12 protein-coding genes and 1 pseudogene are annotated in these 12,024 nt (G+C 67.9%); 6 read left to right on the forward strand and 7 right to left on the reverse strand.

Annotation, left to right across the window (positions count from 1 at the left end; all coding sequences use genetic code 11):
• The 5 genes and pseudogenes from hisG to VFL64_RS14000 form a co-directional block, all read right to left on the reverse strand.
• Positions 1–152: pseudogene (gene hisG / locus VFL64_RS13980) on the reverse strand (ATP phosphoribosyltransferase); the annotation flags it as partial.
• Positions 149–1,408: a UDP-N-acetylglucosamine 1-carboxyvinyltransferase gene (gene murA / locus VFL64_RS13985; protein WP_489540990.1), complete on the reverse strand. Its 1,260-nt coding sequence runs from the start codon at positions 1,406–1,408 to the stop codon at positions 149–151. The gene murA and the pseudogene hisG, both read right to left, overlap by 4 nt.
• Positions 1,409–1,498: 90 nt before the next feature.
• Positions 1,499–1,768: a BolA family protein gene (locus VFL64_RS13990; protein WP_489540991.1), complete on the reverse strand. Its 270-nt coding sequence runs from the start codon at positions 1,766–1,768 to the stop codon at positions 1,499–1,501.
• Between the two features lie 15 nt (positions 1,769–1,783).
• Positions 1,784–2,551 (reverse strand): ABC transporter permease, encoded by a 768-nt coding sequence (locus VFL64_RS13995; RefSeq protein WP_489540992.1) that lies wholly within the window; start codon positions 2,549–2,551, stop codon positions 1,784–1,786.
• Positions 2,548–3,483, reverse strand: a complete 936-nt coding sequence (locus VFL64_RS14000; RefSeq protein ID WP_489540993.1) for an ABC transporter ATP-binding protein — start codon at positions 3,481–3,483, stop codon at positions 2,548–2,550. Before VFL64_RS14000 ends, VFL64_RS13995 begins: the two co-directional genes overlap by 4 nt.
• Before the next feature lie 112 nt (positions 3,484–3,595).
• On the opposite strand from VFL64_RS14000, the gene VFL64_RS14005 reads away from it, so the two are divergent.
• From VFL64_RS14005 to VFL64_RS14020, 4 genes are all read left to right on the forward strand, one after another.
• The gene (locus VFL64_RS14005; RefSeq protein ID WP_489540994.1) at positions 3,596–4,270 is read left to right on the forward strand and encodes a TetR/AcrR family transcriptional regulator; all 675 of its coding nucleotides are present in this window, start codon (positions 3,596–3,598) and stop codon (positions 4,268–4,270) included.
• An 18-nt stretch (positions 4,271–4,288) separates the two neighbouring features.
• Complete coding sequence (locus tag VFL64_RS14010; RefSeq protein ID WP_489540995.1) at positions 4,289–5,062, forward strand: hypothetical protein; 774 nt, start codon at positions 4,289–4,291, stop codon at positions 5,060–5,062.
• 191 nt (positions 5,063–5,253) lie between these two features.
• Positions 5,254–5,505: a hypothetical protein gene (locus VFL64_RS14015; protein WP_489540996.1), complete on the forward strand. Its 252-nt coding sequence runs from the start codon at positions 5,254–5,256 to the stop codon at positions 5,503–5,505.
• A gap of 13 nt (positions 5,506–5,518) precedes the next feature.
• On the forward strand, positions 5,519–6,787 hold the full coding sequence (locus VFL64_RS14020) for a DUF2325 domain-containing protein (RefSeq protein WP_489540997.1): 1,269 nt from the start codon (positions 5,519–5,521) through the stop codon (positions 6,785–6,787).
• A gap of 13 nt (positions 6,788–6,800) precedes the next feature.
• Here the strand turns inward: VFL64_RS14020 and glpK are convergent, their stop codons facing one another.
• Both glpK and VFL64_RS14030 read right to left on the reverse strand, forming a co-directional pair.
• Positions 6,801–8,294 carry a glycerol kinase GlpK gene (gene glpK / locus VFL64_RS14025; RefSeq protein ID WP_489540998.1) on the reverse strand — a complete coding sequence of 498 codons (1,494 nt, stop codon included), beginning with the start codon at positions 8,292–8,294 and terminating at the stop codon, positions 6,801–6,803.
• Positions 8,295–8,320: 26 nt separating this feature from the next.
• Positions 8,321–9,085, reverse strand: coding sequence for a DeoR/GlpR family DNA-binding transcription regulator (locus VFL64_RS14030; protein ID WP_489540999.1), 765 nt, complete (start codon positions 9,083–9,085; stop codon positions 8,321–8,323).
• A gap of 143 nt (positions 9,086–9,228) precedes the next feature.
• On the opposite strand from VFL64_RS14030, the gene glpD reads away from it, so the two are divergent.
• Entirely contained in the window at positions 9,229–10,863 is a 1,635-nt protein-coding gene (gene glpD, locus VFL64_RS14035) for a glycerol-3-phosphate dehydrogenase (protein WP_489541000.1), read from the forward strand.
• Positions 10,864–10,873: 10 nt separating this feature from the next.
• Positions 10,874–11,944, forward strand: coding sequence for an ABC transporter ATP-binding protein (locus VFL64_RS14040; RefSeq protein WP_489541001.1), 1,071 nt, complete (start codon positions 10,874–10,876; stop codon positions 11,942–11,944).
• The last annotated feature ends 80 nt before the right edge of the window (positions 11,945–12,024 follow it).

The raw sequence follows: 12,024 nt of genomic DNA on the forward strand, positions 1-12,024 counted from the left end.
CGCACCAGCACCACGCGCACGTCGGGGCGGGTGGTGCCGATGATGAGCTTGCGCGACTTCTCCGGGTCTTCGAGAACCTCGATGCCGGCGGCCTTCAGGAGCGGCAGCGTTTCCTCGAAGATGCGTCCCTTGGACAGTGCCAATGTGATCATTTGATTCTCTGGATGTCCGCGCCGATGCCGCGCAGCTTGGTTTCCATCTGGTCGTAACCGCGATCAAGGTGGTAGATGCGGTCGACGATGGTCTCGCCGTCGGCCACCAGGCCGGCAATCACGAGGCTGGCCGAGGCACGCAGGTCGGTGGCCATCACGGTCGCGCCCGAGAGCTGCGGCACGCCGTGCACGATGGCGGTGTGGCCGTCGACCTCGATCTTCGCGCCCAGGCGAACGAGCTCGTTCACGTGCATGAAGCGGTTCTCGAAGATGGTCTCCGTGATCTTGGCTGTGCCCTCGGCAATGCAGTCGATGGCCATGAACTGCGCCTGCATGTCGGTCGGGAAGGCCGGGTACTCGCTGGTGCGGAAGCCCACGGCGCGCAGGCGCTTGTCGTTGCGCACGCGGATCCAGTCGGGCCCGGATTCGATGGTGGCCCCGGCCTCGCGCAGCTTGTCGATCACCGCGTCCAGGTGGTCGGCGCGCGCATGGCGCAGCACCACATCTCCGCCTGCCGCAGCCACCGCGCACAGGAAGGTGCCGGCCTCGATGCGGTCGGGCACGATGCGATGGCTCACGCCGCCCAGGCGCTCCACACCCTGGATGCGGATCTTGCTGGTGCCGTGGCCCTCGATCTTCGCGCCCATCTTGATGAGCATCTCGGCCAGGTCGGGGATCTCGGGCTCCTGCGCCGCGTTCTCCAGCACCGTCTCGCCCTCGGCCAGCACCGCAGCCATCATCAGGTTCTCGGTGCCGGTGACGGTGACCATGTCGGTCGTGATGCGTGCGCCCTTCAAACGCCTGGCGCGGGCGTGGATGTAGCCGTGCTCCACCGTGATCTCGGCGCCCATCGCCTGCATGCCCTTGATGTGCTGGTCGACCGGGCGCGAGCCAATCGCGCAACCACCGGGGAGCGAAACCTTGGCATCGCCGAATCGTGCAAGCAGCGGGCCCAGCACGAGGATGGACGCGCGCATGGTCTTCACCAGGTCGTAGGTCGCTTCGCGCGAGGCCACCTGCGCCGCGTTGATCGCCACCGTGTCGGGCTGCGACTCGCTGCGCTCGGCCTGCACGCCCATCATGCGCAGCAGCTTGAGCGTGGTGTTCACGTCCTGCAGGCGCGGCACGTTGGTCAGCGTGACCGGCTCGGCGCTCAGCAGGGCAGCACAGAGCTCCGGCAGGGCGGCGTTCTTGGCGCCCGAGATCGTGACTTCGCCCTGGAGCTGGCGGCCGCCGCGGATGAGGAGTTTGTCCATGAGGCTTAAGGCTTTCTCGCGCCATGCCCACCTCGGCCTTCGAACCCGCTGGCGCAGGCTCGCCAGCCGCAGTGAGCACTGCGGCAGGGTTCAGTGGTGGTGGGTGGAGGCCGGAGCCGGGCTGGCAGCCCACTCGGCCGGGGTGAGCGTCTTCATGGACAGGGCGTGGATTTGCTCACGCATTCTATCGCCCAGTGCCTGGTAGACACGCTGGTGGCGCGCCACGCGGCTCTTGCCCTGGAACTCCGCCGACACGATGGTGGCGAAGAAATGGCGGCCATCGCCCTCGACCTGCAGGTGCTCGCAGGCGAGGCCTTGCGCGATGTAGCGCTCGACTTCGGCGGGTGTTGGATCGGCCATAGGAGTCGGATTATCTCAGTGTCTGATCTTGTAGCCGATGCGGAGGAGATGCAGGCACAGACTGCAGATGACAGCCAGGCTGGCGATCACCACGGCCAGGCTCGTCCACGGCGACACGTCGCTCACGCCGAAGAAGCCATGGCGGAAGCCATCCACCATGTAGAAAAACGGGTTCAGGTGGCTCACGCCCTGCCAGAAGGCGGGCAGCGACTTGATCGAATAGAACACGCCCGACAGCATGGTCATGGGCATCACGATGAAGTTCTGGAAAGCGGCGATCTGGTCGAACTTCTCGGCCCACAAGCCGGCCACCAGGCCCAGCGCGCCCATCATCGCGGCGCCGGCCACGGCGAAGACGAGAACCCACAGCAGGTTGGCCACAGGCGGCGGCGCGAACCACACGGTCACCAGCAGCACACCGGTGCCGACCACGAGGCCGCGCACGATGGACGCCCCCACGTAGGCCACGAACCAGGCCCAGTGGCTGAGCGGCGTGACCAGCAGGAAGACGAGGTTGCCGGTGATCTTGCTCTGGATCAGCGAGGAGCTGCTGTTGGCGAACGCGTTCTGCAGCACGCTCATCATCACCAGACCCGGGATCAGGAAGCTGGTGTAGCCCACCTCGCCGAACACCGTGACGCGGCCTTCGAGCACGTGGCCGAAGATCAGCAAGTACAGCACCGCGGTGAGCACCGGTGCGGCCACGGTCTGGAAGCTGACCTTCCAGAAACGCAGCATCTCCTTGTAGAGCAGCGTCCGCGCCCCTTGCAAGGCGATCTTCATACGGCCACCTTCACCTGGTCGATGGTCCTCGGCGGGCCTTGCATGATCTCGAGGAACACGTCTTCCAGGTCGGCGCGGCCGATCTCCAGGTCTTCCGGCTGGCACCCTGCGGAGCGAAGAACCGACAGCACGCGCTCGACTTCCGCCGTGTCATGGGCCGTCACCTGCACGATCCGCCCGGTCACCCGCGCATGCGAAGCCAGTTCCGGCGGCAGGGCCTGGTCCATCTTGAACCGCATCATGGTGCTGGCCGTGCCGGCCAGCAGCGCTGAGGTGCGGTCGAGCGCGACCACGCGGCCCAGCTTGAGCATGGCGATGCGGCCGCACAGCGCCTCGGCTTCTTCGAGGTAGTGCGTGGTCAGCAGCACCGTATGACCTTCCTTGTTGAGGCGGGCGACGAACTGCCACAGCGTCTGACGCAACTCCACGTCGACGCCGGCGGTGGGCTCGTCGAGCACGATCACCGGCGGGCGGTGCACCAGGGCTTGCGCCACCAGCACGCGGCGTTTCATGCCGCCCGAGAGCTGGCGCATGTTGGCGTGGGCCTTGTCGGCCAGGCCCAGACCTTCGAGCAGCTCGTCGATCCACGCGCCGTTATGGCGCACACCGAAGTAGCCGCTCTGGATGACCAGCGATTCGCGCACGCTGAAGAAGGGGTCGAACACCAGCTCCTGCGGGACGATGCCCAGGCGTTTGCGCGCCTCGGCGTAGTCGGCCACCACGTCGTGCCCCAGCACCGACACCCGGCCGCTGCTGGCCCGCGTCAGGCCGGCGAGGATGCTGATCAGCGTCGTCTTGCCCGCCCCGTTGGGGCCGAGCAGGCCGAAGAACTCGCCGGGCTGGATGTCGAAGCTCACCCCGTCGAGGGCATGCACCTCGCGCCCGCCGCTCGAATAGCGCTTGCTGACGTTCTGGAAGGAGATGGCTGGCATGGAGGGCGGCATTGTAGGCAGCCGGCCCTTTTTTCGCTGAGGGCAAGGCGGGCGTCTGGTGCTAGATTCGCCCAAAGTCAAAAGACCCACACAAGAGGCAAGAGAGACAAGCATGGCCCCTCCCCCCAAGAAGCCGCGCCGCACGGCCGAGCGCATCCTCGAAGTAACGCTGGATCTGTTCAACCGCTTCGGGGAGCCCAATGTCTCGACCACGCTGATCTCGGCCGAGCTCAACATCAGCCCGGGCAACCTCTATTACCACTACCCTGCGAAGGACGAGCTCATCAACTCGCTCTTCACGCGCTACGAGGAAGCGCTCAACCAGCTGCTGCATGCCGCCGACGACGTGCGCAACGTCGAAGATGCCTGGCTCTTCTTCCACATGCTGTTCGAGCTGATCTGGCGCTACCGCTTCCTCTACCGCGACCTCAACGACCTGCTGAGCAAGAACCGCAAGCTCGAGACGCAGTTCCAGGGCGTGCTGCGCAACAAGTCGCAGGCGGTGCAAAGCATCCTCGGTGGGCTGGCACGCGGCAACGCCATCCACATCAGCCCGCGCGAGGCCGAGCCCACGGCCACCGCGATGGTGGTGGTGCTGACCTACTGGCTGAGCTACGAGTACGTGCGCGACCCGCGCAATGCACTGGAACCCGAGAGCGCCGGCGCGGCCCTGCTGCGCGGCGCCTTCCATGTGCTCAGCCTGTTGATGCCCTACCTCGAAGCCGGCCAGCGCGAGCACCTGCTCGGCCTGGTCGGCCCTTACCAGAAACCCGCCCCGAAGCTCTGACCCCCAAGGAGACGCCCCATGGCCAAGTGGACTGCCTTCCCCTACGACGCTGCCGAGTACACCTACGACGCCGCCACCTTGAAGAAGAAATGGGCGCGCCTGCATGCCGGCGACGCCGAGCCGCTGCCGAAGGACGAGAAGGTGCTGGCCGCCTGGGCACTGTTCCACGCTGGCGAGTTCCAGAAAGCCACCGAAGCCGGGCTGAAGGCCGGTGGTGCCGGCATCACGGTCGCGAACAAGGCGCAGTCCATCTACGCCAACTACCTGGAGAAGAACGAGAAGACCAAGTTCGCGCTCTTCCTCGAAGTGGTGGCGCGCGCCGAGGCCCAGGCCGCCGAAGACCCCAAGAACGCCAACGCGCATTACCAGATCGCCTACGCGCTGGGCCGCTACAGCCAGGGCATCAGCGTGGCCAAGGCGCTGGCGCAGGGCCTGGGCAGCAAGGTGAAGACAGCGTTGGAGACCGCCATCAAGCTGAGCCCCAAGCACGCCGACGCACACATCACGCTGGGCGCCTTCCATGCCGAGGTGATCGACAAGGTCGGCTCGCTGCTCGCCCGCACGCAAGGCGCGAGCAAGGACGCCGGCCTCACCCACTTCAAGACCGCGCTCAAGCTCAACCCCACGTCGGCCATCGCGATGGTCGAGTACGCCAACGGGCTGGTCATGCTCGAAGGCGAGAAGAAGATGAAAGAGGCCGAGAAGCTCTATGCCGACGCGGCGGCGAGCGAGCCGATGGACGCGATGGAGCGGCTCGACGTCGAGATGGCCAAGGCCGAACTCGAAGACTGAGCCCCATCGGCCCCAGGGCTTTCTTGCAAATGAGAACCATTCGCATTAAAGTCCACTCACCCTGACGCCAGGGCGCCGCATCGCCGGTGCCCTTGCTGCCAGGTTCGCGCATACGCCAGCCTGCCGCCAGCCGTGCCCCGCTCTGGAACACCCGGAGCCACTGGAACACGGATCGGACGAGACGGCACGCCATGCATTCCAACGAGATCGAGAACCACGGGCCCAGCCTGCCGCTGGCCCGCAGCGAAGTCGGCCATGTGTCCATCTGCCCCTGCGGCGTGGTCACCGTGACGCTGCACTACCTGAGCCTGCGCTTCGAGCCGGCCGCCTTTCGCGAGCTGCTGGGCATGCTGAATGTCGCGCAGGCGCGCATCGAGCGCGATGAAGCCACCATCGCGCCGCCCTCGCCCGTCACGCCGCACGACGCACCGCAGGTGCATTGAACGGGAGAGCGCCATGTGCCAGAAAGACCCGGACCAACTGGAGACTCTGGTCCGCCTGGCGGCGGCCGAGACCGGGGTGACCGTGCTCAACCCGCCGGCACCGGCCACCGGCTCGCGGCGCCGCCGCCTGTGGGAACTCGACAGCCACGCCCATTGCCCCATCGTCGGCGTGTGCCTGCCCATCGCGGCGCTGCGGCGCCTGGTCGACAAGGTGCTCGCCGGCCAGGCCGTGGCCGACGACTACGAACTGCACTGCGGCGTGATCGCCGAATGCCGGTTGCGCACGCCCATCGCCGAAGCGGTGCAGCGCGAGCTCGACCGCCGCTGCATGCTGCCGCTGCGCCAGGCCGCCAAGGCCAAGACCACCGAGGCGCTGGCCGCGTGGTGGCACGGGGCCTCGCAGGGCAAGGACCTGGCCGGCGCCTTCTGGGCCACGCTCACCCATGCGCGCTGCACGCCGGCGCTGGCGCACCAGGTGCTCGGCGAGGTGCACATGCTGCAGCACCAGGTGGGCATGGCGCGGCGCGTGGACCTGGAGCACTTCGAGAACCTGATCGACGAGAACGCGGTGCTCGCGCGTGAGCTGGGCGCCGCCCAGCAACGCTGCACGCGCCAAGCCGACGAACACCGCCTGCGCATCGACCAGCAGCAGGTGCAGATCGTGCAGCTGCGCGCGCAACTCATCGGCCGCGACACCGCCATCGCCACGCTGCGCGAGGATCTGCAGACGCTGGAGGCCGCCGCGCCCGGCCTGAAGAGCCGCTACGAGCTGGCGCGCGAAAGCGAGCACTACATGGAACGCATCCACCAGCTGGAACGCGCGCTGCTGCAGGCTCAGCAAGAAGCCGAACGGCAGCGCCGCCGCACCGAGGAACTCGCCAACGAACTGCAGCGCCGCGACGGCCCGGCCGACGACGCGCAAGCCACCGACACCGGACCCGCCACCCGCCTCGACGACCGCGCTGTGCTCTGCGTGGGCGGCCGCCCGGCCAGCGTGCCCGTCTACCGCCAACTGATCGAGCGCACCGGCGGGCGCTTTCTGCACCACGACGGCGGCGAGGAAGACAGCCCCGCCAAGCTCGACTCCACGCTCGCCGCAGCCGACCTCGTGATCTGCCAGACCGGCTGCATCAGCCACGACGTGTACTGGCGCGTGAAGGACCACTGCAAGCGCACCGGCAAGCGCTGCGTGTTCGTCGAAAGCCCCAGCACCGCCGGCCTCAAGCGCGCGCTGCTGGCGCTGGTGCCTGCTGCGCCCCCCACCGACGCATCGGTGCCCTGAGGCACCTGCTCGATCAGGGCGCGGTGGCCATGCGCACCGCGTGCTCCCACTGCCCCATCAGCTCCTCGGCGCGCGCGCGCGGCAGCGTGGGGCTGAAGGTGCGGTCGACCTGCCACTGCGCGCTCAACTCGTCGAGGCTTTTGTACACGCCGCCCGACAGGCCCGCCAGGTAAGCCGCCCCCAGCGCCGTGGTCTCGATGACCTTGGGCCGCACCACCGGGATGCCCAGCAGGTCGGCCTGGATCTGCATCAAGAGGTTGTTGACGCAGGCGCCGCCGTCCACCCGCAACTCGGCCACCGGCGAACCACCGGCTGCCACCGCATCGCGGCTCATGGCCTGCAGCAGCGCCGCGCTCTGGAAGGCGATGCTCTCCAGCGCCGCGCGTGCGATGTGGGCCACGGTGGTGCCGCGCGTGAGGCCGACGATGGCGCCGCGCGCCTCGGCCTTCCAGTAGGGCGCACCCAGGCCGGTGAAGGCCGGCACAAACATCACGCCACCCGAGTCGGGCACCGACTCGGCCAGCTGCTGCACCTCGCCGCTGGCCTTGATGGCCCGCAGGCCGTCACGCAGCCACTGCACCACCGCGCCACCGATGAACACGCTGCCTTCGAGCGCGAACTCCGGCGTGCGCGTGGGCTGCGCGGCACTCGTGGTGATGAGCCCGTTGGTGGAGGTCTGGAACTGCGCGCCGGTGTGCATCAGCATGAAGCAGCCCGTGCCATAGGTGTTCTTCGCGAGGCCCGCCTTGAAGCAGGCCTGGCCGAACAGCGCGCTCTGCTGGTCGCCCGCCACGCCGCCGATGGGCAGCGAGGCGCCCAGCAGGTCGGCCTTCGTGTGGCCGTAAAGGTGGCTCGACGGGTGCACGGTGGGCAGCATCTCGCGCGGCACGTTGAGGACCTTCAGCAGTTCGTCGCTCCAGCTGTTGCTGTGCACGTCGAGCATCAGCGTGCGCGAGGCGTTGCTCACGTCGGTGGCGTGCACCTGGCCATCGGTGAGCTGCCACATCAGCCAGGAGTCGACCGTGCCGAAGGCCAGCTCGCCCTTTGCTGCCACGGCACGTGCGCCGGGCACGTTGTCGAGGATCCACTTCAGCTTGGTGCCGGAGAAGTAGGCGTCGATGATGAGGCCGGTCTTGGCGCGGAAGGTGGGCTCCAGCCCCTGCGCGCGCAGCTCGGCGCAGACGGGTTCCATGCGGCGGTCTTGCCAGACGATGGCGTTGTAGACGGGCTCGCCGGTCTTCTTGTTCCAGACGACGGTGGTTTCGCGCTGGTTGGTGATGCCGATGGCGGCGATCTGGTTCGCCTTCAGGTTGGCCTTCTGCAGCACGTCCTTCGCGGTGGCGAGTTGCGACTCCCAGATCTCCTTGGGGTCGTGTTCGACCCAGCCGGGCTGGGGGTAGATCTGGCGGAACTCGCGTTGCGACATGGCGACGATGTGGCCGTCCCGGTCGAAGACGATGCTGCGCGAACTGGAGGTGCCCTGGTCGAGGGCGAGCAGGTAGGTCATGTCGTGTCTCCTGGTCAGGCCGCGGCTCAGCTGGCCACTTCGCACTGCACGCCGGCTTCGGCCAGCAGCGCCGGGAAGGGGTCGGGCGGCGCCTCGTCGGTGAACAGCATGTCCACCTCATCGAGCCCCGCCAGCTTCACCATCGCCGGCCGATTGAACTTCGAGTGGTCTGCCGCCAGCCACACCTGCCGCGAGTGCTCGATGATGGCGCGCGCCACCTTCACTTCGCGGTAGTCGAAGTCGCGCAGCGTCCCGTCGTCCTCGATCCCCGAGATCCCGATCAGCCCGATGTCGACCTTGAACTGGCTGATGAAATCGACCGTCACCTCGCCCACGATCCCTCGGTCGCGCGAGCGCACCACACCACCCGCCACGATCACCTCGCAGGCCGGGTTGTCGCTCAGGATGGCCGCCACGTTGAGATTGTTGGTGATGACGCGCAGCCCCTTGTGGTGCAGCAGCTCGCGCGCGATCGCCTCGGTGGTCGTGCCGATGTTGATGATCAGCGAGCAGCCCTCCGGCACCGCCTGCGCCACACGCCGCGCAATGCGCTGCTTGGCCTGCTCGTTGAGTTGCTGGCGCTGGCGATACGCGATGTTCTCGGTGGTCGAGCTTGGCAGGCGCACGCCGCCGTGAAAGCGCGCCAGCAGCCCCGCGGCGGCAAGCTGCTTCACGTCGCGCCGCACGGTCTGCAGCGTCACGCCGAACTGCTCGGCCAGCGCCTCCACCGACAGCGCGCCGCGGGCGCGGACTTCCTGGATCAGCAAGGCTTGGCGGGGGTTGGGTGTCATGCGCAATGAGAGCGATTCTGGGAGGCGAGCGTATCGGATCAGTACGAACACCAAATGCTGGATTGCGAGCTTGCGGAGTTTTCGTTTGTAGGCTAAAAAGAAAAAAGAAGAAAAGAAACGAACACAAATCGAACATTGATGTGATGGAATCGGCAGCCCGCGACGGCGCCGCCCCCGGCACTGAACCGGCACTGAAGGCCCAGGAGACAGACAGCTTGAACCACCCGCTCACGGGAACCGACTCCGCTTGCGACGTGCTGGTCGTGGGCGGCGGCATCAACGGCGCCGGCATCGCACGCGACCTCGCGGGCCGCGGCCTGCGCGTGCTGCTGTGCGAGAAGGACGACCTGGCGGCCCACACCTCGTCGGCCTCGACCAAGCTGATCCACGGCGGGCTGCGCTACCTCGAGTACTACGAGTTCTCGCTCGTGCGCAAGGCGCTGGGCGAGCGCGAGGTGCTGCTCAAGAGCGCGCCGCACATCATGTGGCCGCTGCGCTTCGTGATGCCGCACGATCCTTCCATGCGGCCCGCGCTGATGATCCGCGCCGGCCTCTTCCTCTACGACCACCTGGCACGCCGCGAGGTGCTGCCCGGCTCGCGCGGCATCGACATGCGCACCCACGTGGCCGGCCAGCCGCTCAAGCCGCAGTTCAGCAAGGGCTTCGTCTACTCCGACGGCTGGGTCGACGATGCGCGCCTGGTGGTGCTCAACGCGCTGGATGCGGCGGAGCACGGTGCCACGGTGCTCACCGGCTGGCGCTGCACCGATGCGAAGCGCACCGACGAAGGCTGGCTGGTGCAGCTGCAGGGCACACGTGGGGCGCGGCGAGAAGTCACCGCCCGCGCACTGGTCAACGCCGCCGGCCCGTGGGCCGCGCAGTTCCTGCAGGAGCATGCGCACCTGCGCGAATCGAAGTCGCTGCGCCTGGTGAAGGGCAGCCACATCGTGGTGAAGAAGCTGTTCGACCACGACCACGCCTACATCTTCCAGAACCCCGACCGGCGCATCATCTTCGCCATCCCCTACGAAGGCGAGTTCACGCTCATCGGCACCACTGACGTGGAGCACGACGGCCCGGTCGGTCAGGCCCACATCAGCGACAGCGAGATCGACTACCTGTGCGAGCAGGCCAGCCGCTACTTCGCGAAGGCCATCACCCCTGCCGACGTGGTGTGGACGTATGCCGGCGTGCGCCCGCTGCTGGGCGACGAGACCAGCGACGCCTCGGCCGTCACGCGCGACTACATGCTCGACTTCGACACCCGCGGCGCCCCGATGCTCACCGTGTGGGGCGGCAAGATCACCACCTTTAGAAAGCTCGCCGAAGAGGCAGCCGACGGCCTGTGCCAGCACCTCGGCCTGAAGAACAAGCCCGCGTGGACGGCCGGCGCCTACCTGCCCGGCGGTGACCTCAGCGCCTGGATCGGCCCGCCGGTGCGCCCCGACAGCGACTTCGAGCGCTTCGACCAGGCCCTCGCGCAGCGCCACCCCACCTGGCCCGCGCCGGTGCGCCGCCACCTCGCGCGCTGCTATGGCGGGCGCATCGACCTCGTCGTCGGTCCCGAAGGCCTGGGCGAGGAGATCGCGCCCGGCCTCTACGAAGCCGAACTCGACTACCTGCACCAGCACGAATGGGCGCGCAGCGCCGACGACGTGCTGTGGCGCCGCACCAAGCTGGGCCTGCACATGAGCGCCGCCGACCGCGAACGCGTGGCGCGCTGGTGCGAAGCCCGCTGGCACATCAACAACACCGACCCGATGGAGATCAAGGCGTGAGGAAGACCGTATGCAGTTGACCCTGGAGCGGGTCGACAAGCAGGTGGGCCCGCAAACCCACCTGTACCCGCTGGACCTGAGCCTGGTGCCTGGCGCCGTGACCGTGCTGCTGGGCGCCACGCAAGCGGGCAAGACCACGCTGATGCGCCTGATGGCCGGGCTGGACGTGCCCAGCCACGGCGCGGTGCGCGTCGACGGGCAGGACGTGACAGGCACGCCGGTGCGCGATCGCAACGTGGCCATGGTCTACCAGCAGTTCATCAACTACCCGTCGATGACGGTGTTCGACAACATCGCATCGCCGCTCAAGCTGCGCGGCGACAAGGGCATCGCCGCCCGCGTGCAGGAGCTCGCGGCCAAGCTGCACATCGAGCCCTTCCTCAAGCGCCTGCCGGCCGAGCTCTCGGGCGGGCAGCAGCAGCGCGTGGCCTTGGCGCGCGCACTGGCCAAGAACGCACCGCTGATGCTGCTCGACGAGCCGCTGGTGAACCTCGACTACAAGCTGCGCGAGGAACTGCGCGACGAACTGACCCAGCTCTTCGCCGCCGGCGACTCCACCGTGGTCTACGCCACCACCGAGCCCACCGAGGCGCTGCTGCTGGGCGGCTACACCGCGGTGCTCGATGCCGGCGAGTTGCTGCAGTACGGCCCGACGGCCGAAGTCTTCCACCGACCCAAGTCCATCCGCGTGGCGCGCGCCTTCAGCGACCCGCCGATGAACCTGATCGAAGGCAGCGCCGCCAGCATCGGCATCAGCCTGCCCGCCGGCGTGCAGCTGTCGGCGCCGCTGCCCCAGGCGCATTCCAAGGCACTGACCATCGGTGTGCGCGCCAGTGCCCTGCACGTCAATCAGCGCCCCGGGGACGTCGCCCTGCCCGGCAAGGTGGAGCTGGCCGAGATCTCGGGCTCCGACACCTTCGTGCACGTGGAGACCGCCGTCGGCGAGCTCGTCGCCCAGCTTACCGGCGTGCACTTCTTCGACCTGGGCTCGCCCATCACGCTGTACCTGAACCCCGAGCACGTGCACGTGTTCGACTCGGCGGGCGCGCTGCTCGTGGCGCCGCACAAGGAGGGCACCTGAGATGGCCCGCATCGACCTCGACCTCGCGCACGCCTACCGTCCCAACCCGCAGAAGGACGAGGACTACGCCCTGCTGCCGC

Origin of the sequence: Rhizobacter sp., assembly GCF_035702065.1 — a bacterium.
Classification (GTDB): Bacteria; Pseudomonadota; Gammaproteobacteria; order Burkholderiales; family Burkholderiaceae_C; genus Rhizobacter.

Excerpts from the sequence above, each read along its gene's own strand:
- murA (WP_489540990.1), bottom strand. The coding sequence starts at position 1,408 with ATGGACAAACTCCTCATCCGCGGCGGCCGCCAGCTCCAGGGCGAAGTC.
- VFL64_RS13990 (WP_489540991.1), bottom strand. The coding sequence starts at position 1,768 with ATGGCCGATCCAACACCCGCCGAAGTCGAGCGCTACATCGCGCAAGGC.
- VFL64_RS13995 (WP_489540992.1), bottom strand. The coding sequence starts at position 2,551 with ATGAAGATCGCCTTGCAAGGGGCGCGGACGCTGCTCTACAAGGAGATG.
- VFL64_RS14000 (WP_489540993.1), bottom strand. The coding sequence starts at position 3,483 with ATGCCAGCCATCTCCTTCCAGAACGTCAGCAAGCGCTATTCGAGCGGC.
- VFL64_RS14005 (WP_489540994.1), top strand. The coding sequence starts at position 3,596 with ATGGCCCCTCCCCCCAAGAAGCCGCGCCGCACGGCCGAGCGCATCCTC.
- VFL64_RS14010 (WP_489540995.1), top strand. The coding sequence starts at position 4,289 with ATGGCCAAGTGGACTGCCTTCCCCTACGACGCTGCCGAGTACACCTAC.
- VFL64_RS14015 (WP_489540996.1), top strand. The coding sequence starts at position 5,254 with ATGCATTCCAACGAGATCGAGAACCACGGGCCCAGCCTGCCGCTGGCC.
- VFL64_RS14020 (WP_489540997.1), top strand. The coding sequence starts at position 5,519 with ATGTGCCAGAAAGACCCGGACCAACTGGAGACTCTGGTCCGCCTGGCG.
- glpK (WP_489540998.1), bottom strand. The coding sequence starts at position 8,294 with ATGACCTACCTGCTCGCCCTCGACCAGGGCACCTCCAGTTCGCGCAGC.
- VFL64_RS14030 (WP_489540999.1), bottom strand. The coding sequence starts at position 9,085 with ATGACACCCAACCCCCGCCAAGCCTTGCTGATCCAGGAAGTCCGCGCC.
- glpD (WP_489541000.1), top strand. The coding sequence starts at position 9,229 with ATGGAATCGGCAGCCCGCGACGGCGCCGCCCCCGGCACTGAACCGGCA.
- VFL64_RS14040 (WP_489541001.1), top strand. The coding sequence starts at position 10,874 with ATGCAGTTGACCCTGGAGCGGGTCGACAAGCAGGTGGGCCCGCAAACC.